This is a genomic window from Micromonospora sp. NPDC000663 (assembly GCF_042898105.1).
Taxonomy (GTDB): domain Bacteria; phylum Actinomycetota; class Actinomycetes; order Mycobacteriales; family Micromonosporaceae; genus Micromonospora.
On sequence record NZ_JBIAYR010000005.1, the window covers coordinates 137,052 to 159,132 of the forward strand.

21 protein-coding genes, 1 tRNA gene and 1 pseudogene are annotated in these 22,081 nt (G+C 72.5%); 15 read left to right on the forward strand and 8 right to left on the reverse strand.

The annotated features are described in order from the left end of the window. Positions 1-40: 40 nt before the first annotated feature. Entirely contained in the window at positions 41-691 is a 651-nt protein-coding gene (locus tag ACFY1S_RS19175) for a hypothetical protein (RefSeq protein WP_387119654.1), read from the reverse strand. A 252-nt stretch (positions 692-943) separates the two neighbouring features. Between ACFY1S_RS19175 and ACFY1S_RS19180 the strand changes: the two genes are divergently transcribed. After that, positions 944-1,543 (forward strand): copper resistance CopC family protein, encoded by a 600-nt coding sequence (locus ACFY1S_RS19180; protein WP_387119656.1) that lies wholly within the window; start codon positions 944-946, stop codon positions 1,541-1,543. 32 nt (positions 1,544-1,575) lie between these two features. On the opposite strand, the gene gltX is transcribed toward ACFY1S_RS19180, so the two are convergent. From gltX to ACFY1S_RS19195, 3 genes are read right to left on the reverse strand one after another with little or no spacing between them, the layout of a single operon-like run. After that, positions 1,576-2,985: a glutamate--tRNA ligase gene (gene gltX, locus ACFY1S_RS19185; protein ID WP_387119659.1), complete on the reverse strand. Its 1,410-nt coding sequence runs from the start codon at positions 2,983-2,985 to the stop codon at positions 1,576-1,578. Positions 2,986-3,035: 50 nt separating this feature from the next. Then, positions 3,036-4,313 (reverse strand): MFS transporter, encoded by a 1,278-nt coding sequence (locus tag ACFY1S_RS19190; RefSeq protein WP_387119662.1) that lies wholly within the window; start codon positions 4,311-4,313, stop codon positions 3,036-3,038. Next, positions 4,310-5,659: a GH1 family beta-glucosidase gene (locus ACFY1S_RS19195; protein ID WP_387119665.1), complete on the reverse strand. Its 1,350-nt coding sequence runs from the start codon at positions 5,657-5,659 to the stop codon at positions 4,310-4,312. Before ACFY1S_RS19195 ends, ACFY1S_RS19190 begins: the two co-directional genes overlap by 4 nt. A gap of 188 nt (positions 5,660-5,847) precedes the next feature. On the opposite strand from ACFY1S_RS19195, the gene ACFY1S_RS19200 reads away from it, so the two are divergent. Further along, entirely contained in the window at positions 5,848-6,294 is a 447-nt protein-coding gene (locus ACFY1S_RS19200; RefSeq protein WP_139585931.1) for an SRPBCC family protein, read from the forward strand. Positions 6,295-6,436: 142 nt separating this feature from the next. Here ACFY1S_RS19200 and aceE read toward each other — a convergent pair whose 3' ends face one another. After that, positions 6,437-9,175 carry a pyruvate dehydrogenase (acetyl-transferring), homodimeric type gene (gene aceE / locus ACFY1S_RS19205; RefSeq protein WP_387119668.1) on the reverse strand — a complete coding sequence of 913 codons (2,739 nt, stop codon included), beginning with the start codon at positions 9,173-9,175 and terminating at the stop codon, positions 6,437-6,439. Positions 9,176-9,558: 383 nt separating this feature from the next. On the opposite strand from aceE, the gene ACFY1S_RS19210 reads away from it, so the two are divergent. From ACFY1S_RS19210 to ACFY1S_RS19240, 7 genes are all read left to right on the forward strand, one after another. Further along, the gene (locus ACFY1S_RS19210; RefSeq protein ID WP_364362438.1) at positions 9,559-9,963 is read left to right on the forward strand and encodes a YjbQ family protein; all 405 of its coding nucleotides are present in this window, start codon (positions 9,559-9,561) and stop codon (positions 9,961-9,963) included. A gap of 427 nt (positions 9,964-10,390) precedes the next feature. After that, positions 10,391-10,795, forward strand: a complete 405-nt coding sequence (locus tag ACFY1S_RS19215) for a MarR family winged helix-turn-helix transcriptional regulator (protein WP_387120263.1) — start codon at positions 10,391-10,393, stop codon at positions 10,793-10,795. 210 nt (positions 10,796-11,005) lie between these two features. Further along, positions 11,006-13,429 carry a thiamine pyrophosphate-dependent enzyme gene (locus tag ACFY1S_RS19220; RefSeq protein WP_387120266.1) on the forward strand — a complete coding sequence of 808 codons (2,424 nt, stop codon included), beginning with the start codon at positions 11,006-11,008 and terminating at the stop codon, positions 13,427-13,429. A gap of 112 nt (positions 13,430-13,541) precedes the next feature. Further along, positions 13,542-13,979, forward strand: coding sequence for a DUF3052 domain-containing protein (locus tag ACFY1S_RS19225; protein WP_110565654.1), 438 nt, complete (start codon positions 13,542-13,544; stop codon positions 13,977-13,979). A gap of 84 nt (positions 13,980-14,063) precedes the next feature. Continuing rightward, on the forward strand, positions 14,064-14,528 hold the full coding sequence (locus tag ACFY1S_RS19230; RefSeq protein ID WP_387119673.1) for a peroxiredoxin: 465 nt from the start codon (positions 14,064-14,066) through the stop codon (positions 14,526-14,528). Between the two features lie 77 nt (positions 14,529-14,605). Then, positions 14,606-14,680: transfer RNA gene (locus tag ACFY1S_RS19235), tRNA-Val, on the forward strand. 30 nt (positions 14,681-14,710) lie between these two features. After that, positions 14,711-15,262, forward strand: a complete 552-nt coding sequence (locus ACFY1S_RS19240) for a DinB family protein (RefSeq protein WP_387119676.1) — start codon at positions 14,711-14,713, stop codon at positions 15,260-15,262. A 6-nt stretch (positions 15,263-15,268) separates the two neighbouring features. Here ACFY1S_RS19240 and ACFY1S_RS19245 read toward each other — a convergent pair whose 3' ends face one another. Continuing rightward, a complete protein-coding gene (locus ACFY1S_RS19245; RefSeq protein ID WP_387119679.1) occupies positions 15,269-16,180 on the reverse strand; it encodes a hypothetical protein in 912 nt (303 codons plus the stop codon). Between the two features lie 119 nt (positions 16,181-16,299). On the opposite strand from ACFY1S_RS19245, the gene ACFY1S_RS19250 reads away from it, so the two are divergent. The 4 genes from ACFY1S_RS19250 to ACFY1S_RS19265 all read left to right on the forward strand — a co-directional run bounded on the left by ACFY1S_RS19250 (position 16,300) and on the right by ACFY1S_RS19265 (position 19,336). Continuing rightward, positions 16,300-16,848, forward strand: coding sequence for a hypothetical protein (locus tag ACFY1S_RS19250; RefSeq protein ID WP_387119682.1), 549 nt, complete (start codon positions 16,300-16,302; stop codon positions 16,846-16,848). Between the two features lie 70 nt (positions 16,849-16,918). Further along, positions 16,919-17,554, forward strand: coding sequence for an HAD-IA family hydrolase (locus ACFY1S_RS19255; protein WP_387119685.1), 636 nt, complete (start codon positions 16,919-16,921; stop codon positions 17,552-17,554). A gap of 71 nt (positions 17,555-17,625) precedes the next feature. Then, the gene (locus tag ACFY1S_RS19260; protein WP_387119688.1) at positions 17,626-18,114 is read left to right on the forward strand and encodes a GNAT family N-acetyltransferase; all 489 of its coding nucleotides are present in this window, start codon (positions 17,626-17,628) and stop codon (positions 18,112-18,114) included. Positions 18,115-18,193: 79 nt separating this feature from the next. Continuing rightward, the gene (locus ACFY1S_RS19265; RefSeq protein WP_387119691.1) at positions 18,194-19,336 is read left to right on the forward strand and encodes a polysaccharide pyruvyl transferase family protein; all 1,143 of its coding nucleotides are present in this window, start codon (positions 18,194-18,196) and stop codon (positions 19,334-19,336) included. 9 nt (positions 19,337-19,345) lie between these two features. Here the strand turns inward: ACFY1S_RS19265 and ACFY1S_RS19270 are convergent, their stop codons facing one another. Then, entirely contained in the window at positions 19,346-19,552 is a 207-nt protein-coding gene (locus tag ACFY1S_RS19270) for a hypothetical protein (protein WP_364362447.1), read from the reverse strand. 82 nt (positions 19,553-19,634) lie between these two features. Here ACFY1S_RS19270 and ACFY1S_RS19275 point away from each other — a divergent pair, with 82 nt between their 5' ends. Continuing rightward, positions 19,635-20,153, forward strand: coding sequence for a DinB family protein (locus tag ACFY1S_RS19275; protein ID WP_387119694.1), 519 nt, complete (start codon positions 19,635-19,637; stop codon positions 20,151-20,153). A 13-nt stretch (positions 20,154-20,166) separates the two neighbouring features. On the opposite strand, the gene ACFY1S_RS19280 is transcribed toward ACFY1S_RS19275, so the two are convergent. Then, on the reverse strand, positions 20,167-21,051 hold the full coding sequence (locus tag ACFY1S_RS19280) for a carbohydrate kinase family protein (RefSeq protein ID WP_387119697.1): 885 nt from the start codon (positions 21,049-21,051) through the stop codon (positions 20,167-20,169). A 107-nt stretch (positions 21,052-21,158) separates the two neighbouring features. Here ACFY1S_RS19280 and ACFY1S_RS19285 point away from each other — a divergent pair. Then, positions 21,159-22,071 (forward strand): annotated as a pseudogene (locus ACFY1S_RS19285) (ATP-dependent helicase); the annotation flags it as partial. Between the last annotated feature and the right edge of the window lie 10 nt (positions 22,072-22,081).

The following is a 22,081-nucleotide window of genomic DNA, read 5'->3' on the forward strand; positions in this document are numbered from 1 at the left end:
CCCGGCGGCTGGCCTGCTCCGACCCGCCGGGCGGCTCAGCTCAGCGGGTGCGGCGGCGAATCAGCAGCGCGATCCCGGCGAGGCCGACCGTGATGGTCAGCATCACCGCGACGTTGAGCAGCAGCAGGTGCTGCAACTCGCCGAGTGCCTCGTCGAGGTCCTTGGCCGGATCGAGAGTGTCCTCCGGAAGGACCCGCTCGCCGCCGCCCACACCACCGCTGACGGTGTCGAACTGCCGCTCCAGCGGCACCCCGGCGGCGCGCAGCGTCTCGGACATGCTGAGCCGGCCGAGGAACCAGCCGGCGCTGGTCTTGTGCCCGTCCGGCTGCTTCGCGGGCCGGAAGATCCGGGGACCGCCGGCCGCCTCGGGGTAGAGGTCGTACGTCTGCTTCGGGGTGTCCCCGACGAGCACCACGACCGTGTACTTCGGACCGAGGTTGGCCGCCTTCGGCCCGGTCGGAGCGCCGGTGCGGCCGAGGAAGTTGACCTGGTCGATGACCGCGACCACGAGGTCGGGTTGCGTGTCCGCGCGCAGCCGCAGCGGCTCGGGCAGATCCGTGCCGGCGATGTCCACCCCGGCGGGCGCCGGAGCCGGCGCCGCGGCGGCCGGACCGGCGGTGCCGAGCGACAGCAGCGCCGCCGCCAACGCGCCCGCCAGCACGGTGGCCCACCGCCTCATCTGTCGGACCATCCCGCCTCCTCGCCCCGTTCGATGGATGGCTTTCGTCGCGACGCCCGGATCGGTCGGCCGGTGACGGCACCGACCGGTTGGCCGGGCACCCTCACAGACTTGCAGAACGTCGATGACGTGCAGCTTGTGGAACAAGTAATTGGAACTATCTGCGATCTCTGCTCGACTAATGAGGAGCGGTTTGATCAGCGGGCGGATCGTACCCTTACGGAGGGGTTCATGGGGGGCAGGGTTACACGTTTGGGACGGGTCGTGCCAGTGGTCTTCGGCGTGGCGTTCGGTGTGTCGTTGTTGGCCCCGGCCACGCCTGCCGCCGCCCACAACGAGCTGACCGGCAGCGACCCGCGCGACGGCGCTCGGGTGGCGACGGCACCCGCCCGGATCGAGCTGCGGTTCCTGGCCAGGCCGTCGCCGACTACGACGAAGATCACAGTAACCGGACCGGACAATGTGGTCGCTGGCGGGCAGCCGACGTTCGACGGCAGCCGGGTACGGGTGCCGTTCAAGCCGGCCGCCGCGGGGCTCTACACCGTCGGCTACCAGCTCGCCTCCGCCGACGGGCACCCGGTCCGGGGCGAGGTGCGGTTCACCCTCACCACCGGCACCGCCGCGGACCCGTCCGCGACGCCGTCGGCCGCCGGCCAGCCGAGCCCTGCCGGATCACCCCCGGCGGCGAACCCCTCCGCCGGGCCGGCGTCGGCCGCACCCGCCAGCCCGACGCCATCCACGACCCCGGTAGCCGGGGAGCAGTCCGACTCGGGCGCACGCCCGTGGCTCTGGGCGCTGGGCGGCCTCGTGGTGCTAGCCGCACTGACGGCAGCCCTGATCCTCCGCCGTCGCCAACCGCGCTGAGCCCGCCCCGCCCACCGTCGCGCCAGGCCGGGTCAGACCAGGCGGAGGCGGGCGGCGCGGATCCGGGTCAGGGTGCGCTCGCGGCCGAGCACCTCGAGCGACTCGAACAGCGGGAGGCCCACGGTGCGGCCGGTGACCGCGACCCGGACCGGCGCCTGCGTCTTGCCGAGCTTGAGACCACGAGCGGTGCCGACCGCCTCCAGCGTCGACTTCAGCGACTCGGCGTCCCAGGACTCCAGCGCCTCGAAGGCCGCGACTGCCTCGTCCAGCAGCTCCGCCGAGCCGTCCTTCATCGTCTTGGTCCAGGCCGCCTCGTCGATCAGCGGCGAGGCCAGGAAGAGGAAGTCGACGTTCGGCACGATCTCGCTGAGCACCGCGATCCGGGTCTGGGCCAGCGGCGCGACGGCGGCGAACGCGTCGGCGTCGTACTCCTCGGGCTGCCACGGCGGCGGCGCGATGGTGCCGGTGCCGGTCAGCCACGGCTGGCAGGCCTCGATGAACTCGGGCACCGGCAGCGCGCGGATGTACTCGCCGTTGAACGCGCGCAGCTTCTTCTCGTCGAAGAACGCCGGGGAGGGGTTGACGTCCTCCAGCCGGAACTCCTCCTCGATGACCGACCAGGGGACGATCTCCCGGTCGCCGGAGGGCGCCCAGCCGAGCAGCATGAGGTAGTTGCGCATCGCGCCGGAGAGGTAGCCCTCCTCCCGGTACGCCTCCAGGGCCACCTTGTCGCGGCGCTTGGAGAGCTTCTGCCGCTTCTCGTTGACCACCACCGGCACGTGCGCCCAGACCGGCGGCTTGACCCCGAGGGCGTCCCAGAGCAGCTGCTGCTTGGGAGTGTTCGGCAGGTGCTCCTCGGCCCGGATCACGTGCGTGATCCCCATGGTCATGTCGTCGACGACGTTCGCCAGCAGGAAGACCGGCGAGCCGTCGCCACGGGCGATGACGAAGTCCTCGATGAGCTTGTTCTCGAAGGTGGGCTCGCCGCGGATCAGGTCCACCACGACGGTCAGGCCCTCGTCGGGCGTACGGAAGCGCAGCGCGCGACCCTCGCCCGGGCCGAGGCCGAGATCGCGGTGGTAGCCGTCGTAGCCCTGGTACTGCGAGCCGGTGCGGGCCTGGACGTCCTCGCGGGTGCAGTCGCAGTAGTAGGCGCGGCCGGACTCGTAGAGCCGGGCGGCGGCGGCGCGGTGCTCGCCTGCGTTCTCCGACTGGAAGTGCGGGCCCTCGTAGCTGCCCCGGGAGATGCCGATCCAGTCCAGCGCGGAGAGGATGCCCTCGGTCCACTCGGGCTTGTTGCGCGCCGCGTCGGTGTCCTCGATGCGCAGCACGAACACGCCGCCCTGCTGCTTGGCGTAGATCCAGTTCTGCAGCGCCGAGCGGGCGCCGCCGACGTGGAACATACCGGTCGGGGAGGGGGCGAAGCGCACACGTACTGTCACGTCCCCCAGCCTACGGCGGCGGTCGAGAGCTTTCCGCCAGGGGCCTCGACTCAGGGGACCGACCGGATCTTGACGACCAGGACGCTGCCGATGAGGGTGACCGCGGCGGTGACCGCGTAGAGGGTCGGATACCCGCCCAGGTGGACGACGAGCGGCGCGGAGAGCGCGGGGCCGAGCACCTGCGGCGCCGAGTTGGCGATGTTGATCACGCCGAGGTCCTTGGCCCGGTCGGTGGCCCGGGGGAGCACCTGGGTGATCAGCGCGGCGTCGACCGAGAGGTAGACGCCGTAGCCGGCGCCGAGCAGCAGCGCGGCGACGATCGCCATCGGCCAGACCGGCGCGACCGCGAGCAGCAGCGCCGCCACCGCCATGATCAGCCCGGAGGTGATCACGTAGCTCTTGCGTCGCCCGGAGCGGTCGGAGAGCCGGCCGGCGACCACGGCGGTCAGCATCATGCCGAGCGTGTAGAGCAGGATCAGCACCAGCAGGCCACCCTCGGGGTCGGGGTAACGGACCCCGTCGGTGAGGAAGTACAGCAGGTAGAGGGTGCCCAGGGCGTTGCCGAGCTGGACCAGGAACCGGGTGATCCACGCCCAGGCGAAGTCCGGGTGCCGGCGGGGGCTGATCCACATCGAGGTCAGCAGCACCCGGACGCGCAGCGCCGGCCGGTGCGTACGCGGCAGCGGCTCGTCGGGTGTGAACAGCGCGAACGGTAGTGACAGCAGCAGGATGGCCACCGCGATGGCCAGGTAGCCCGCCGCGTTGCCGGTGACCACGGCGGTGACCAGCACCGCGCCGAGCACCAGCCCGAGCGCCTGCGGGATGCCCACCCAGCCGGAGACCCCGCCACGCTGCGTCACCGGCACCCGGTCCGGGATGGCGGCCGTGAGGCTGGCAAGCATCGCGTTGAAGCACACCTGGGCGGCGACCCAGCCCAGGGCGACCCCGAGGATGGTGCGCTGCTGGGCCAGCAGCACGAGCGCCGCCGCGCCGATCACCGCCCCGCCCGCCGTCCAGACGTGCCGCCTGCCGAACTCCCGGCCGCCGATCCGCAGGCAGGTCCGGTCGGACAGCGCGCCCGCCAGGGGGTTGGCGAGCACCGCGGCCAGCGCGCCCAGGCCGGTGACCACGGCCAGCATGTTCTCCTTGTCGCCGGGCGCGATCTGCTCGATCTGCTGCGGCAGCAGCACCTGGATGGGCGTGAAGAACGCCATCCAGACGCCCAGGTTCGCCGCGAAGATCAGACCGATCCAGCCGCGCCGCACCGGCACCGTCGGCTCGGCGAGGGCCGCCGGCAGCGCCGCCGGCGTCGGGTCGACAGTGGTCACCGCGCCGACCCCGGCCGGCTGGCCGCGATCACGTCCCGCAGCCAGGTGTACGACGACTTGGGCGTACGCCTCTGGGTGGCGTAGTCGACGTGCACCAGGCCGAAGCGCTTGGTGAACCCCTCGGCCCACTCCCAGTTGTCGAGCAGCGACCAGACGAAGTACTCGCGCACGTCCACCCCGTCGTCGATGGCGGCGCGGACGGCGCGCAGGTGCCCGTCGAGGTACGCGATCCGTTCCGGGTCCGCCACCCGGCCGTCGGCGTCCGGCACGTCGTCGTACGCGCAGCCGCTCTCGGTGATCTCGATGGGCGGCAGCGCGTCGGCGTACGTGTCCCGGAGCCAGCCGAGCATCTCGCGCAGCCCGTCGGGGGCCACCGGCCAGTCGAAGGCGGTACGCGGGTAGCCGTCCAGCGGCACCAGGTCGAACGGGAGCGGTGAGCCCTCCTCGGCGGCCCGTACACCTGTGGGGTTGTAGTAGTTGACCCCCAGCACGTCGATCGGCGCGGCGATGGTGTCGAGGTCGCCGGGGTGGACGAGGCCAGGGTCGAAGCCGGGCAGGTCCGGATAGCCCCGCCCGAGCAGCGGGTCGGTGAAGAGCCGGTTGTGCAGAGCCTCGTACGCGTCCCCGGCGGCGCGGTCGGCGTCGCTGTCGCCGAGCACCCGCACCGGCGAGTAGTTGTTGGCGATCGCGACCGGGCTGGTGGTGCGGGCGCGCAGCGCGGCTACCGCGAGCCCGTGCCCGAGCAGTTGGTGGTGTGCGACGCCGAACGCGTCGAAGAGCAGCATCCGGCCGGGGGCGTGCACGCCCATGCCGTACCCCATGCTCATATGGACGAAGGGTTCGTTCAGGGTGATCCAGAGTCCCACCCGGTCCCCGAGCCGACCGGTGGCCAGGTCGGCGTACTCGGCGAAACGGGCGGCGGTGTCGCGGTTCAGCCAGCCGCCGGCGTCCTCCAGGGGCTGGGGTAGGTCCCAGTGGTAGAGCGTCGCCACCGGGTCGACGCCGGAGGCCAGCAGCTCGTCGACGAGCCTGTCGTAGAAGTCCAGACCTGCGGCGTTGACCGGGCCGGAGCCGGTGGGTTGCACCCGGGGCCAGGCGATCGAGAACCGGTACGCGGAGACGCCCAGCCCGGCCATCAGCGCGACGTCCTCGGCATACCTGTGGTAGTGGTCGCAGGCGTCGGCGCCGCTGCTGCCGTCGCCGATCCGCCCGGGGGAGTGCGCGAACGTGTCCCAGATGGACGGTAGGCGTCCGTCGGCCGTGGCGGCGCCCTCGATCTGGTGGGCGGACGTGGAGACGCCCCAGCGGAAGCCGACGGGGAACTCGGGCATCGGTGCGGTCGACATGCGCCCTCCCGGTCAATGTGAAACGTGCTCGGGACTTTAGGACGCTGTCGATGAATGCGCCATAGGCCGGGCTGCCGCATTCCGCAATGGTTGATCGGCGTGTCTTTTTCCAAACCCGTCCAGGTAAGTCCGATTTAGCGCATAGAGTGCCGATATCGTGGGATGTCCTCACTGGAGGAAAGACGGAAATGATCCTCGTGGAACGCAGTGCGCACGTGGCGGCGCCGATGGAAGTGGTCTGGGACGTCGTCCAGCGGGCCGAGCAGTTGCCGGCCTGGCTGGCGGGAGTCCGCGCGGCCGAAGTGCTCTCCGGAGAGGGCTTCGGGCGGCGGCAGTTGGTCCAGGCGGGGCGCGGTTCGGCGCATGAGGCCGAGGTGATCGCCTATCAGGAGCCGACCCTGATCGGCTGGCGGGAACGGGCGAAGGGGGCCGGTGCCCGTGCGGAGGCGCGCACCGAGATCTACGTCCAGCTCACTCCCGACGAGGAGGAGGGCGGGACCATCGTGCGGCTCATCGTCGTCCGCTGGCCGGCAGGCCCGGTCAAGGCGGCCCTGCTGCGCCTCGGCCTGCGCAGGGTGGGCGCCGACCTGGAAGACTCGCTGGCCCGCCTGACCGACCTGGCCGCCGTCGGCTGACGCCCTTCCCGGGCGGTGCTTGCTGACGCCCTTCCCGGGCGGTGCTTGCTGACGCCCTTCCCGGGCGGTGCTGGCCGGGGTCGTACCCGAAAAAGGGCCCGGCGCGGGTGCGCCGGGCCCTTCCTCTCGTCGTGCGGGGACGTCAGCTGTCGCCGCCGGTCTCCCCGACCGGCGCGGCGTTGACGTCGTCGATCGCGTACTTCTTGGCGGCCTCGGCCGGCACGGTGGCCGGCACCGCGCCGCTGCGGGCGAGCTGCCGCAGCGTGGCCACCACGATCGACTCGGCGTCGACGTGGAAGTGCCGGCGCAGCGCGTGCCGGGTGTCCGACATGCCGAAGCCGTCGGTGCCGAGCGACGTGTAGTCGCCCGGTACCCAGCGGGCGATCAGGTCCGGTACCGCGCGCATCCAGTCGCTGACCGCGACCTTCGGCCCGTCGGCGTCGGCGAGCTTCTGCGTGATGTACGGAACCTTCGCGTCGGCGCCCGGGTTGAGCAGGTTGTACTCCTCGGCCTGCACCGCGTCGCGGCGCAGCTCGGTCCAGGAGGTCACCGACCAGACGTCGGCGGCCACCCCCCAGTCCTGGGCGAGCAGCTGCTGGGCCTTGAGCGCCCACTGCATGCCGGTGCCGGAGGCGAGCACGTTCGCCTTCGGGCCGTCGACCTGGGGTGCCGGCGAGTAGCGGTAGATGCCCTTGAGCAGGCCCTCCACGTCGACCCCGTCCGGCTCGGCCGGCTGGAGGATCGGCTCGTTGTAGACCGTCAGGTAGTAGAAGACGTTCTCCTGCGCGTCCCCGTACATCCGGTGCAGGCCGTTCTCCATGATGTGCGCGATCTCGAAGGAGAACGCCGGGTCGTACGCGACCACCGCCGGGTTGGTGGCGGCGATCAGCAGCGAATGCCCGTCCTCGTGCTGGAGGCCCTCACCGTTGAGCGTCGTACGCCCCGCGGTCGCGCCGAGCAGGAAGCCCCGCGCCATCTGGTCGGCAGCCGCCCACAGCCCGTCGGCGGTCCGCTGGAACCCGAACATCGAGTAGAAGATGTACATCGGGATCATCGGCTCGTCGTGGGTGGCGTACGCCGAGCCGGCGGCGGTGAACGAGGCGACCGAGCCGGCCTCGTTGATGCCCTCGTGCAGGATCTGCCCGGTCGTCGACTCCTTGTACGACAGGAACAGCTCCCGGTCGACCGAGGTGTAGCGCTGCCCGTGCGGCGAGTAGATCTTCGCGGTCGGGAAGATCGAGTCGAGGCCGAAGGTACGAGCCTCGTCCGGGATGATCGGCACCCAGCGCTTGCCGAACTCCTTGTCCTTCATGATGTCCTTGAGCAGGCGGACGAAGGCCATCGTGGTGGCCACCTTCTGCTTGCCCGAGCCGCGCTTGACGTCGGCGAACCGCTCCGGACCGGGGATGCTCAGCCGCTTGGTGCTGGTCCGCCGCGACGGCAGGTACCCGCCGAGCTGCTCGCGCCGCTCCTTCAGGTACTGGATCTCCTCGGACTTCTCACCCGGGTTGTAGTACGGCGGCAGGTAGGGGTTGTCCTCCAGCGCCGAGTCCGGGATGTCCAGGTAGAGCCGGTCGCGAAAGGTCTTCAGGTCCTCAAGCGTCAGCTTCTTCATCTGGTGGGTCGCGTTGCGGCCCTCGAAGTGCGAGCCGAGGGTCCAGCCCTTGATCGTCTTCGCCAGGATGACCGTGGGCTGACCGGTGTGCTCGGTGGCCGCCTTGTAGGCCGCGTAGAGCTTGCGGTAGTCGTGCCCACCCCGCTTGAGGTTCCAGATCTCGTCGTCGCTCAGCGGGTCGACCATCTTGCGGGTACGCGGGTCACGGCCGAAGAAGTGCTCCCGGACGTACGCGCCGGACTCGGCCTTGTACGTCTGGTAGTCACCGTCGGTAGTGGTGTTCATGAGGTTGACGAGCGCGCCGTCGGTGTCGGCGGCGAGCAGCGGGTCCCACTCGCGGCCCCAGACCACCTTGATCACGTTCCAGCCGGCGCCCCGGAAGAACGCCTCCAGCTCCTGCATGACCTTGCCGTTGCCACGGACCGGACCGTCCAGCCGCTGGAGGTTGCAGTTGATCACGAAGGTGAGGTTGTCCAACTCCTCGCGGGCGGCCACGCCGATCGCGCCGAGCGTCTCCGGCTCGTCCATCTCGCCGTCGCCGAGGAACGCCCACACGTGCTGCTGCGAGGTGTCCTTGATGCCGCGGTGCTGCAGGTACCTGTTGAACCGGGCCTGGTAGATCGCGTTCAGGCCGCCGAGACCCATCGAGACGGTGGGGAACTCCCAGAAGTCCGGCATGAGCCGCGGGTGCGGGTACGACGGCAGGCCGCCGCCCGGGTGGGACAGCTCCTGGCGGAATCCGTCGAGCTGGTGCTCGCTGAGCCGGCCCTCGAGGAACGCCCGCGCGTACATACCGGGGGAGGCGTGGCCCTGGTAGAAGATCTGGTCGCCGCCGCCCGGGTGGTTCTTGCCCCGGAAGAAGTGGTTGAAGCCCACCTCGTACAGCGACGCCGAGCTGGCGAAGGTGGAGATGTGCCCACCCACGCCGATCTCCGGGCGCTGCGCCCGGTGCACCAGCATTGCCGCGTTCCAGCGCACGTACGCCCGGATCCGCCGCTCGACGTGCTCGTCGCCCGGGAACCAGGGCTCGCGCTCCGGCGTGATGGTGTTGATGTAGTCGGTGGTGGTCAGGGGCGGCACCCCGACCTGGCGTTCGCGGGCCCGCTCCAGCAGGCGCAGCATGACGTAGCGGGCGCGTTTGGCGCCCCGCTCGTCGATGACACCATCAAGCGACTCGACCCATTCGCTTGTCTCGTCAGGGTCGATGTCCGGAAGCTGGCTCGGTAGGCCGTCGCTGATCACCGGGCGCTTGCGTTCCGTAGCCACAGGCGTTCCCTCGGTTGTGTGTGGGATAGGTCTCTAGCGCCATCCTGCCCCCTGGTGGCACCCGTCGTCACGTCTAGGTCCCCCCGACGCGATGAGCGACACAGGTACCCGTCGGTAACTTAGCGCGACGATCAGCCGTGCCCCGCCCGCCGCGCGCCCCGCCCTGTGCGGGCGATGTCATGGTCAGCCAGACCTCCTCCGGCAACCCGGGCGTGCGGGGGTGGCTGGCGGCTCCGGCGGCTCCGGCCGCAGTGGCGGTGGCTCGCGGGTCGCGGCGGCGGGCGGTTCCGGCCGCGGTGGCGGTGGCTCGCGGGTCGCGGCGGCGGGCGGTTCCGGCCGCGGTGGCGGTGGCTCGCGGGTCGCGCTGCGGCAGAATGCGACGTATGCGCAGTGACGTGATCACCGTCCAGACCGGGTCCCGGCCGACCGTCCGGGACATCACCGCCGAGGCCCAGGGATTCGTCTCCGGCCAGGGCGACGGCCTGCTGCACGTCTTCGTGCCGCACGCCACCGCCGGCCTGGCCATCATCGAGACCGGGTCGGGCTCCGACGACGACCTGCTCACCGCCATCGACGCGCTGCTGCCCACCGACAACCGCTGGCGGCACCGGCACGGCTCACCCGGCCACGGCCGCGACCACGTGCTGCCCGCGTTCGTCCCGCCGTACGCCACGCTGCCCGTGCTGGACGGGCGACTGGCACTGGGCACCTGGCAGTCCATCTGCCTTGTCGACACCAACGGCGACAACCCGACCCGCCAGGTCCGCTTCTCGTTCCTCCCCGCCTGACACCCGGCCGCCCGCCTCGCCTCGCCTCGCCTCGCCTCGCTCGCCCCGCCCCGCCTCGCCCCGCCTCGCCTCGGCCCCCCCGGCCCGGTCTAGGCGGCCCGATCCCGCCAAGATCGTGCTCGATCCTGGATCTGGTGGTGTCGTGGACGGCGGGAGGCCACTACTTCCGTGTTCCAGCGCGATCATGGCCGCGGGCGGGCGGCGCAGGCCACCGTCCCGGTCCACGATCCGCGCAACTAACCTGAAACTGCTGCCTCCGGGCGTGCGGAGGCAGCAGTTTCACCGATGTTGCGCGGCGCGGCCGGAGCTGATCGTCGATCTGGGCGGTCGGCGCGGCGCGTACGATGTGGCGGTGGCACCGGAGGAGGGTTCCGCGGCGGGACGACCGGTGGACCGGGCCGGCCTCGCGGCCGATGTGGTGCGCCGGATGGCACACCTGACCGCCTCCCTGCGTCACCGGCAGGGCACCGCGTTCGCCGAGTTGGGGCTCACCCCGGCCACGGCCCGGGCGCTGCACGAGCTGGACCCGGACCGTCCACTGCCGGCGCGGGACCTCGCCGATCGGCTGGGCTGTGACCGGTCCAACGTGACGGCGCTTGTCGACCGGCTGGAGCAGGCCGGCCTGGTCGAGCGCCGTACCGATCCGGCCGACCGCAGGCAGAAGACGCTGGTGGTGACCGGTGGCGGCCGGGGTGTGCGGGACCGGGTGATCGAGGTGATGTCCGACTCCCGACTCCTGGCCGGGTTGAGTGACCAGGAGCTGTCCACCCTGCGTGACCTGGTGTGGAAGGTGTCCGACGGCGGCTGTCCGGAGCCGTGCGATCCGGCGTGAGTGGAGGGGCGTCGGCCGTGTCCCACTGGGCGAGCATGGCCCGCGTCGGTAATGCTGTCGGACGTGACCACCCCGCAAGATCTCGACGACCGGTTCCGGGAGACGCTGGCGGCGCTGCCCGCCGCGCAGCGCAGGCGTGACCCCGCCGACCCGGTCACCGATGACGCCCCGCTGACCGGCGAGCGCCTGCTGGAGTTGTTCGACGCGCAGGTGACCAGCCGCCAGCTCGACCTCGCCGGTCGTTGGCTGCGTAGTTTCGGGGAGGGCTTCTACACCATCGGCTCGGCCGGGCACGAGGGCAACGCGGCGGTCGCCGCCGCGCTGCGCCCCACCGATCCGGCGTTGCTGCACTACCGCTCCGGGGCGTTCTACTGCGTGCGGGCGGCCCAGGCCGCCGCCGCGCCGACCGACACCCCCCACGCCGAACCGGCCGCCGACCGTGAGCAGGCAATCGACGGGAAGCAGGCCACCGACCAGCAGCAGGCCACCGACCAGCAGCAGGCCACCGACCAGCAGCCGACCGCCGACCAGCAGCAGGTCGCCGACCGGCAGCCGACCGCTGACCGTGAGCAGGCCGTCGACGGGCAGCCGGCCACCGACCCGGACCCGGCCACCGAGCCTGAGCCGGCCGGGTCCGCGCCGTCCGCCGGCGGGTTTGCGCCGTACGCCGAGGCGGCCCGCGATGTGCTGCGCGGCATGGTCGCGTCCAGTCAGGAGCCGATCGCCGGCGGCCGGCACAAGGTGTTCGGCCGTGCCGACCTGAACGTCGTACCGACCACCTCCACCATCGCCTCGCACCTGCCCCGGGCGGTCGGGATGGGACTGGCCGTGGAGCGACTGCGCCGACTCGACAGCGCCGGACGGCGCACCGGCACCGCTGCGCGGGTGGGCAGCGGCGCCGGTGCCGCGCACGCCCCGTGGCCGTCGGACGCCATCGTGGTCTGCTCCTTCGGCGACGCCTCGGTCAACCACGCGAGCGCCACCGCCGCGTTCAACACCGCCGGCTGGTACGACCACGCCGGGCTGCGCATTCCGGTGCTCTTCGTCTGCGAGGACAACGGGCTGGGCATCAGCGTCCGTTCCCCGCAGGGCTGGGTGGAGGCGACGCTGCGGGCCAGGCCGGGCATCCGCTACTTCAGCGCCGACGGGGCCGACCCGGTGCAGACGTACGCGGTGGCGACCGAGGCGGCGGCCTGGGTGCGCCGGCATCGGCGGCCGGCCGTGCTGCACCTGCGCACCATCCGGCTGATGGGGCACGCCGGCGCCGACGCGGAGTCGGCGTACCGCAGCCCCGCCGAACTTGCCGAGGACCTGGCCCGGGATCCGGTGGTCGCCACCGCGCGGCTGCTCGCCGAGGCCGGCGTGGCAAGTGGGGAGGAACTGCTGGGCCGGTACGACGAGACCGGCTGGCAGGTACGCCGGCTCGCCGAGGAGGTGCTGGGCGAGCCGAAGCTGGCGTCCGCGGCCGACGTGGTGGCCGCGCTGGCGCCCCGGCGTCCGGTGCGCGTGGCACGGGCGGTGGCCGACGCGGCGGCCCGGGCCAGCGGGCCGGGCGCGGCGGCGCGGGAGGAGGCGTTCGGGGGTAAGCCGCCGGAGCTGGCCGGCCCGTTGACTCTCGCGCAGAGCATCAACGCGGCGCTCGCCGACGGGATGCTCGACCATCCGCAGATGGCCGTCTTCGGCGAGGACGTGGCCGCCAAGGGCGGCGTGTACGGGGTGACCAAGGGGTTGCGCGACCGGTTCGGCGCGGCCCGGGTCTTCGACACCCTGCTCGACGAGACGTCGGTGCTGGGGCTCGGGTTGGGCGCGGGGCTGGCCGGGATGCTGCCGGTGCCGGAGATCCAGTACCTGGCGTACCTGCACAACGCCGAGGATCAGCTGCGCGGCGAGGCGGCCACCATGCAGTTCTTCTCGCGGGGCGCGTTCCGCAACCCGATGGTGGTGCGGGTGGCCGGGTTGGCGTACCAGGAGGGGTTCGGCGGGCACTTCCACAACGACAACTCGGTGGCCGTACTCCGGGATGTGCCGGGTCTGGTGGTCGCGGTGCCGGCGCGGCCGGACGACGCCGCGCCCATGCTGCGGACCTGCCTGGCGAGCGCGGCGGTGGACGGCAGCGTCTGCGTGTTCCTGGAGCCGATCGCGCTCTACCACACACGTGATCTGTACGCCGACGGTGACGGTGAGTGGTTGGCGGGCTATGCGGAGCCGGGGGCGTGGGTGGCCGGGCACGTGCCGGTCGGCCGCGCGCGGGTCTACCAGGTGGGCTCGGCCGACGACCTGACCATCATCACCTTCGGTAACGGGGTGCGGATGTCGCTGCGGGCGGCGGCCGTCCTCGCCGAGGAGGGGGTGGGCACACGCGTGGTGGACCTGCGCTGGTTGGCGCCGCTGCCGGTGGCGGACATCATTCGGGAGTCCTCGGCGACGGGCCGGGTGCTGGTGGTGGACGAGACGCGCCGATCCGGTGGGGTGGGCGAGGGGGTCATCGCCGCGCTTGTCGACGCCGGATATGTCGGCGCGGCACGTCGAGTCGCCGGAGTTGACTCGTTTGTACCATTAGGTCCGGCAGCACGTCAGGTTCTGGTCTCCGCGGAAGCCATTACCGACGGTGCCCGTACGCTGCTGGCACGGTAAATTCCGTTCCACCCGGTGCGCCACTTGCGCGCAGAGGCACAAGTGTGTGGACTTTGCCTGACGGCGTCGGTCCGACGCCGCGAGCAGGGACGAGATGAGGAGGCACGCGACAGTGAGCGCGACCGCTGGTCAGGCCGCCGACGGGGTACGCAGCCTGGCGGACCGGTTCGGAATCGAACCGGGGATGGTCGTCATGGAGATGGGGTACGACGACGACGTCGACCAGGATCTCCGCGACGCCCTGACCGACCGCTGTGGAGAGCTTGTCGACGAGGACACCGACGAGGTGGTCGACGCGGTGCTGGTGTGGTATCGCGACGGCGACGGTGACCTCTTCGAGCTTCTCGTCGACGCCCTCGGCCCGCTGGCCGACAACGGGGTCGTGTGGCTCCTCACGCCGAAGGCGGGGCGTGACGGGCACGTCGAGCCGAGCGAGGTCGCGGAGTCCGCGCCCACCGCCGGCCTTCAGCAGACCTCGACCGTCAACGCCGGCCGGGACTGGAGCGGCGCCCGCCTGGTGCTGCGCCGCGGGGCCAAGGCCAAGAAGTAGCCTCCAGCCGCCCACACGCCCGGCGGTCGGTACCGCCGGGTGTGGCAGGTTGGTGCCGTCCCTGACCCGACCGAGGGAGTTCGCATGCCCATCGAGGTGGGTGCCGAGGCACCGGACTTCGTGTTGAAGGACCAGAACAACCAGCAGGTCCGGCTCTCCGACTTCCGTGGCCGGCGTACGGTGCTGCTGATCTTCTACCCGCTCGCCTTCACCGGCACCTGCCAGGGTGAGTTGTCCGAGGTGCGGGACAACCTCGACCAGTACGTGAACGACGACGTCCAGGTCCTGACGGTGAGCGTCGACTCGGTGTACAGCCACAAGGTCTGGGCCGAGCGGGAGGGCTACCAGTTTCCCCTGCTGGCCGACTTCTGGCCGCACGGAGGCGTCGCCCAGGCGTACGGGGTCTTCAACGACGTCGCCGGCATCGCCAACCGGGGCACCTTCGTCATCGACCGCGGCGGCGTGGTGCGTTTCGCCGAGATGAACGGCCCGGGCGAGGCCCGCGACCAGCAGGCCTGGCGCAAGGCCATCGCCGAAGCGGCCGTCTGACCGGGGTACGCCGTGCGTCCGGGCCGGCGGCAAGCAGGTAAGCTTGCCAGCCACCGGCCCGCCACACGGGGCGTTCCGGGCGCGTAGCTCAGTGGGAGAGCACCCGCCTTACAAGCGGGGGGTCGCAGGTTCGAAACCTGCCGCGCCCACCATCATCAGTGGGACCGCTAGCCTCGGACCCCATGACGTACGCGGACGAGAACGCTCATCCCGAGCCGCCGATCGCGGGCGACGAGACGGCCACCCTGCTGGGCTCCTTGGACCGTCAGCGGGCCACCCTGGCGTGGAAGACCGGCGGGCTGGACGCCGCCGGCCTGCGGGCGACGCTCGGCCCGTCGTCGATCACCCTCGGCGGGCTGCTCAAGCACCTGGCCTTCGTGGAGGACTTCTACTTCTCGTACAAGCTGTGCGGGCGTTCACCGGGGCAGCCGTGGGAGTCCGTCGACTGGGACGCGAATCCCGGTTGGGACTGGCGCTCAGCGGCCGAGGACACTCCGGAGCAGGTGTACGCGCTGTGGCGGGACGCGGTGGCCCGCTCCCGGGCGACGGTGGCCGAGGCGCTCGCCGACGCGGGGCCGGAACAGTTGGCCCGGGGCGAATGGCCCGAGGGTCGGGTGCCGAGCCTGCGGCGGATCCTCGTGGACCTGATCGAGGAGTACGCCCGGCACGTCGGGCACGCCGATCTGATCCGGGAGTCGGTGGACGGGCTCACCGGTGAGGACCCGCCGCGCTGAACAGGGCTACCTGGTGACGAGGTTGCGCAGCGCCGCGATGGCCGCCCGGTCGCTGACCTCGGCGTAGATCTTCTTGTCGGCGCCGACCATGACGACGTACGGGCACTTCTGGTCGTCGCCGGGCATCGTCTTCTCCAGCAGCTTGCGGCCTGTCGCTGCCTCGTACACCCGCAGACGCCAGCTCGTCCGCACCAGCGTCAGGGTCTGCGGTTTCGGGTCGTCGAACTTGCAGGTGCGGATCGTGGAGCCGGCGCTGATCCGATCCAGGCACGCCACCATCTGCACCGTGCGGGGATCCTCCGACGCCCACGTCTGTTCGACCTTCTTGGACAGACCCAGGTCGTAGTAGTAGCCGTCGTCCTTGTAGCGCAGCCCCGGGGTGTCCGACAGGAGCAGGACGACCGGGTGTGGCGCCTTGCCGGCCCGCTTGGGCAGCTCGGGGTAGTAGATGTCCTCGTCGCACACCCGGTTCAGGTCCTCGATCTTCTCCGCCGGGTACGCGCTGGCCTGCGGGCCCTGCACGACTGGTTCCTCGGTCGGGGCGGCGCTCGCGGTCGGGCCACCGCCGCCGCTGCTGCGGGGTCGCACCGGTGCGGTGGTCTCCGAGTCGGACGCGGTGCTGTCTCCGTCGCGCAGCAGGAAGATGCCGCCGACCAGGCCGAGGCAGGCCACGAGCAGGAGCACCACGGCGCCGCCGACGACTGCGGCGACGATGGCGGTGTGGTTCGAGCCGGTGGGCGGCGCCGGGGCGGCCCAGCCGGGGGCCTCGGGCGTCACGGGGGCCACGGCGGGCTCGGTCGGCGCGGCCTCGGCGACCATCGGCGCTTGCGCGGCGGGCGATGCGTCCGGTGTCGGAGTCGGGTCCGCGGCCCGGGCGGGGTCCGGCGACGGACTGTCGGCAGGTTCGGCACCGGTCATGGCGACGTCCTTTGTTGATCAAGGGGAGTCGTGACTGTATCAAGGCCGCGTACGGAACGTGACCCCGTTTTCGATCGGCCCCCTGCCGGCGCCGACAGCGTGGAGGCGATGATGGGCGCGTGCAGGACACCGTCGCCGTCGCGCTGATCACCGCGCTGTCCACATTGGCCGCCGCCGCCCTCACCGGGCTGATCGGCGCGTTCAGCACCCGCCGGCAACTGGCCCACCAGCTCGCCGTCGCCCGGCTGGAGAGCGCCGAGGCGCGGGCGGCGCGTCGGGACGAGCTGCGTCGTGACGCGTACGTCGGGTTCCTGAGCGCCTGTGACCGGGCGTACCGGCAGTTGGACCGGCGATGGCTACAGGCCGGCGCGGACGAGCCGGGGTCCGGCTACGACGAGGCGTACTCGGCGACGCGCGGCGTGGACGAGGCGTACAACCTGGTGTTGCTGGAGGGTCCGGCGGACGTCGCGGCGGCGGCCCGGTCGGTGCTGGCCAGCATCACGACCGAGTACGCCGACCAGCGCCGGTTTGGGGACGAGCGGGACGGCTCGGCGACGCCGCTGCGCGACAGGCACCGGGACCTGTGGCTCGCCGCGATCGAGCAACGGACCACTCGCCGGATCTCGTTCGTCGACGCCGTCCGGCCGGTGCTTGGCCGCGACGGCTGACCCCGCCGAGCGGTCGGTTCGCGCCGTGATCCGCTCGGCCTATGCTCGGGGATCAGCTCAGGTGGGGAGGATGATCGTGGACCTGTCCGGTATCGAGGCCGTCCTGTTCGACATGGATGGCACCCTCGTCGACTCCGACGCCGCAGTCGAGCGGGCCTGGGAGCGGTGGGCCGCCGAGTACGGCACCGACCCGAGGGCCGCGCTGGCCATCGCGCACGGCAGTCCCGCCGACCGGACCGTCCGCCGCCTGCTGCCCGGGCTCGACGACGCGGCGGTCGCCGCCGCGTCGGCACGCCAGCTGGCGTTGCAGTACGACGACCTGTCCGACGTGACGGCCACCCCCGGCGCCCACGAGCTGCTGCTGACGCTGGCCCGGCTGGGGATGCCCTGGGCGGTGGTGACAAGCGCTGACGCCCGGCTGGCCAAAGCCCGTCTCGGTGCCGCGGGCATCGAACCGGCGGTGCTGGTCACCGTCGAGGACGTCAGCGTCGGCAAGCCGGCGCCGGAGGGGTACCTGCGCGCCGCCGCGCTGCTCGACGTGTCGCCGGCGCGCTGCCTGGTCGTCGAGGACGCCGAGGTGGGGCTGGAGGCCGGCCGGGCCGCCGGCGCGATGACCGCCGCGCTGAAGGGGCTCGACGGCGACGTGCGCCTCGACGACCTGGCGCACCTGGCGTACCAGCTGGAGTCGGCGCCTGCCGCGCCCTGAGCCCCGCGCGGTCGACCCGGCCCCACCGGCCGGCGTGACGGTGCGGGACGGCGACTGGAAAGGTTGGTCGGGTGACGCTGACGTTGACGCCCATGACCGAGCAGGACCTCGCCCGGTTGCGCGGGCCGCTGGAGCAGGCGTACGCCGAGGACCTGGCGGCGCACCGGGGGTTCACCCCGCAGGCCGCCCTGGAGCACGCCGTACGCCAGCTGTGGGAGCTGCTGCCCGCGGGCGCGGCCACCGAGGGGACCCTGCTGCGCCTGGCCCGGGTCGGCGACACAGAGGTCGGCTGGATCTGGGTGACCCTGCCCGGGGCGGCCGGCGCGACCGACACCCGCCGGGCCTGGATCCACAACATCGAGGTGGATCCGGCGCACCAGGGACGGGGCCACGCGCGCCGGATGATCCAGCTCATGGAGGACGAACTGGCCCGACTCGGCGTCGCCGAGCTGGGGCTGAACGTCTTCGGGACGAACACCGTGGCGATCGGGCTGTACCGCAGTCTGGGCTTCGAGGTCACCGCGCAGCAGATGGCCAAGCGGATCGACCCGGCGCGCTGAGCCGCGCGGTCCGGCCGGCAGGACTGTTCACCTGCCCAGCGGGAAACCCGCGCGGACCGCACCTGGGGAGGAGCGACGGATGACGCACGGCGCCGGACTGACCATCGGTGTGCTCGGCTCGTACGGAGGCCGGAATCTCGGCGACGAGGCGATCCTCACCGGTCTGCTGACCGATCTGCGGACGCAGGAGCCGAATGCCCGGATCATCGTGTTCTCCCGTAACCCGGAGCACACCCGGGCCGCCCACCCGGGCGTCGAGGCGGTGCCGTGGGAGGGCGTCAGCCGTACCGACTCCGCACTGGTGCTGGCCCAGCTCGACCTGCTCATCCTGGGCGGCGGCGGGATCCTGTACGACCGGGAGGCCCGTCGCTACCTGCGGGTCGTCCGGGTCGCCCAGGAACGTGGCCTGCCCCTGATCACGTACGCGGTGGGGGTCGGGCCGCTGAGCGACAGCGTGGACACCGGCATGGTCCGGGAGACGCTCGCCAGCGCCACCCAGGTGACCGTCCGTGACCAGGAGTCCCGGATGGTGCTGGAGGAGGCCGGACTGCTCAACCCGATCACGGTCACCGCCGACCCGGCCTTCCTCCTCCAGCCGGCCGACTTCCCGGCCCACCTGCTGAGCGAGGAGGGTGTGCCGGCCGGCAAGCGGCTGGTCGGCATCAGCGTGCGGGAGCCGGGACGGGCGGCCGAGCGCCTCGACGTGGACGGCTACCACCGGCTGCTGGCGCAGATCGGCGACTTCCTCGTGCACCGGATCGACGCGTACGTGTTGTTCGTGCCCATGGAACGCGACGACATCAGGCACTCCCACGGGGTGCTGTCGCACATGGTCGCCGCCGAACGGGGGCGGATCCTGCACGGCACGTACTCGCCGCAGCAGGTGCTCGGGTTGATGCGCCACTTCGACCTGGCCGTCGGCATGCGCCTGCACTTCCTGATCTTCGCGGCGATGGTGGGCACACCGTTCCTGCCGCTGCCGTACGCAGGCAAGGTCTTCGACCTGGCCCAGCGTCTCGGCGTGCCGGCCCTGCGCGGCGTGGAACGCGAGGTCGAGGGGCCGCTGCTGGCCGAGGTCGACAGGCTGTGGGACGAGCGGGAGCAGCGCGCCGACGCCACCGCCCGACGGGTCGCGGAGGTCTGCGAGCAGGCCCGCGGCACCTCGGACGTCACCCGTGGCGTGCTGGACAGCCTGCGCAGTCAGACCCTGATCCGGGTCTGATCCGGCCGGTCACATGGCCGGGCCGGTCCACCGGTAGCGCCAATCGCGGGACTCCTCCCGCGCGTTCTCCAGCTCGTAGATCTCGGCGTGGGCCAGGCCACCGGACCCGATGTGGTGGTGGGTCAGCGGCGGGCGGCCATTGGTGTCCAATTCGACGGTGACGGTCTGCCCGTCCGCCGTTCCGCCGACGAGCAGGATCTGCACGGATGAAGCCATGCGCCCATCCTGCCTGTCGTGCCGCCCGTTTGCAGCGGATAGCGGGGCAGCGCGGGCGCGCGGAGCGGCCTACGGTCGGTGGATGGAGCAAACGATCGATCCGACGCTCGGCCCGGTGCTGGCCCGCACCGGCGACGAACGTGCCGTGCTCGACTCCTTCCTCGACTTCCACCGTGGCGTGGTGCTGCGCAAGGTGCGCGGGCTGACCGACGCCGACGCCCGGCAGCGGTTGGTGCCGTCGGCGACGACGCTCGCCGGTCTGGTCAAGCACCTGACCATGGTCGAGCGGAACTGGTTCCCCACCCTGCTGGCCCCCGAGGCCGGCGACGTCTACCTGACCGCGACCGAGGACGAGGTGGCGCACTTCACGATCGGCGACGAGGACACCGTCGCCGCGCTCGTCGAGGCGTACGAGCGGGCCTGCGACAGGTCCCGGGAGGTCGTCGCGCGTTTCGACCTCGACCACGTGGTGCCGCACCCGCAGCTCGGCGAGGTGTCGGTGCGCTGGATCCTGGTGCACATGATCGAGGAGACGGCCCGGCACGCCGGCCACGCCGACATCCTGCGTGAGTTGACCGACGGGTCGACCGGCGCGCTCTGAGTCGGGCCGGCGGTCACCAGGTGGGCAGCAGGCCCGACGGGTACTCCATCCCGTCGTGGGTGCAGGCCGCAGCGGCGACCCTCGCGGCGTACCGGGCCGCCTCCGGCAGCGGCCGGTCCCGCAGGCGGCCGGCGACCAGCCCGGCCACGAACGCGTCGCCGGCGCCGTTGCTGTCCACCACCGGTCCCGGCGGGGCGGCCGGTGGCACCGGCAGCGACGAGCCGTCGCCCGGGTACAGGTCGGCGCCGTCCGCGCCCCGGGTCACCACCACCGTCCGGGGCGCCAGCGTCCCGGCGACCGCCGGAGCCCGCCCGTCCAGCCGTACCCCGCTCACCAGGACCACGTCGGCGACCTCGGCGAACGGCAGGTGGTAGGGGTTCTCGCCGTCCCAGTCGTGCAGGTCGGTGGTGAGCGCCACGCCGGCCGGGACGGCGGCCGGGACGGCGGCCCGCACGGCGGGCAGCAGCGGCACCACCCAATCCATTATCGAAACGTGGACGTGCCGGGCGTCGCGGGCCAGGTCGCTCACCTGCGCGGCGGAGAAAGGCGGATCACCCCGCCACGGGCGCGGGTCGTACAGCGACGTGCGCCGCCCACCCGGGTCCACCAGGTTCACCGATCGGCGGGTGCCGCCCGGGTTCTCGGCCAGCAACGCCGGCACCCCGGCCCGGGTCAGCGCCGCCCGGACGACGTCACCGGCCGGGTCCGCGCCGAGGGTGTCGACAACAAGCACCCGCAGGCCGAGCGCCCGGGCGGCCAGCGCCACCCCGGCGCCGGTGTTGCCGATCCGCAGCTCGATCGGCTCGACGGTGTGCGAATCGGCGGCCGGTAGCGGCAGCGCGGGCACCCGGACCCGCACATCCACCCCGAGCCCGCCGAGGACCAGCAGATCGACCATGACCGCGACGCTAGCCTCCCGCACGGTGTCGCGCGGGCCGGTGGGTGCCGGCGCCGGGTCACCGGGGCCGCCTATCCTGGGCGTGGACGGCGACGAGGGGGAAGTGCGTGCTGGTCATCCACGGGCTGTGGTTGCCCAGCGACGGTTCGACAGGCGGTCTCGCGCTCTGGGGCGAGGACAGCGCCGCGCCGCCCCCTGCGGCCCGCTCCGGCCGGCCACCCCGCGAACGCCCCCACCCCTTCGCCGCCGGGCACACCGACCTGGCCGCCGCCCTCGCCGACGCCGCCGCGCCGGCAGGCCCGGACACCGCGCTCGTCACCCTGCCCACGCGGGCGGGCGGGCCGACCGACTCACCCGAGCTGATCCGGACCACCGTCGCACCCCCGGCCCGCGGCCGGCTCACCCTGGCCGCGTGGCGGGTCCCCACCCTGGTGTACGCCCCGGACGACGCCCTCGCTCTCCTGCGCGCTCTGAACGAGCTTCCCGTGGTGTCCGGGGCCACCCTGCGCCACTTCGCCGAGCTTGCCGACTTCGCCGCCGACCTGGTGACCCGGGGCCGCGTCCTGCCGGCCGTCAGCACGACGGGATCGGCGAGCGTGCCCGCTGCCGCGCCGCCGGTGGCCGGGGAAGACGCCCAGGTCACCGCGCAGGCGGTGTGGCGTCCGCTGCTGACCGGCACCGACGCCGGCTGGGCGCGGTCGCTGGCGTTGGCCCTGCCGCCCGCCGCCCGAGCCGTCGCCGACGGCACCGAGCTGACCGCCGGGGCGCTCGTCGCGGACGCCCTCGACGCGTTCACCGACGCCGCCGCGCGGGCCGCCCTCGCGACAACCACCCTGGCGCGGGGGCTGCGCCCGGGTGGCCCGGCGCCGGCCTGGCTGGCCGCGCTCGCCGGCCCGCACCGCGACTTCACGGTCGACCCGACGGCGCTGGACACGCTGCGTGCCGAGCTGGACGCCTGGCAGCGGGACGCCGCGGGCGGCCCGGTGCGGGCCAGCTTCCGGCTGGTCGAGCCGGCGCCCGAGGAGATCAC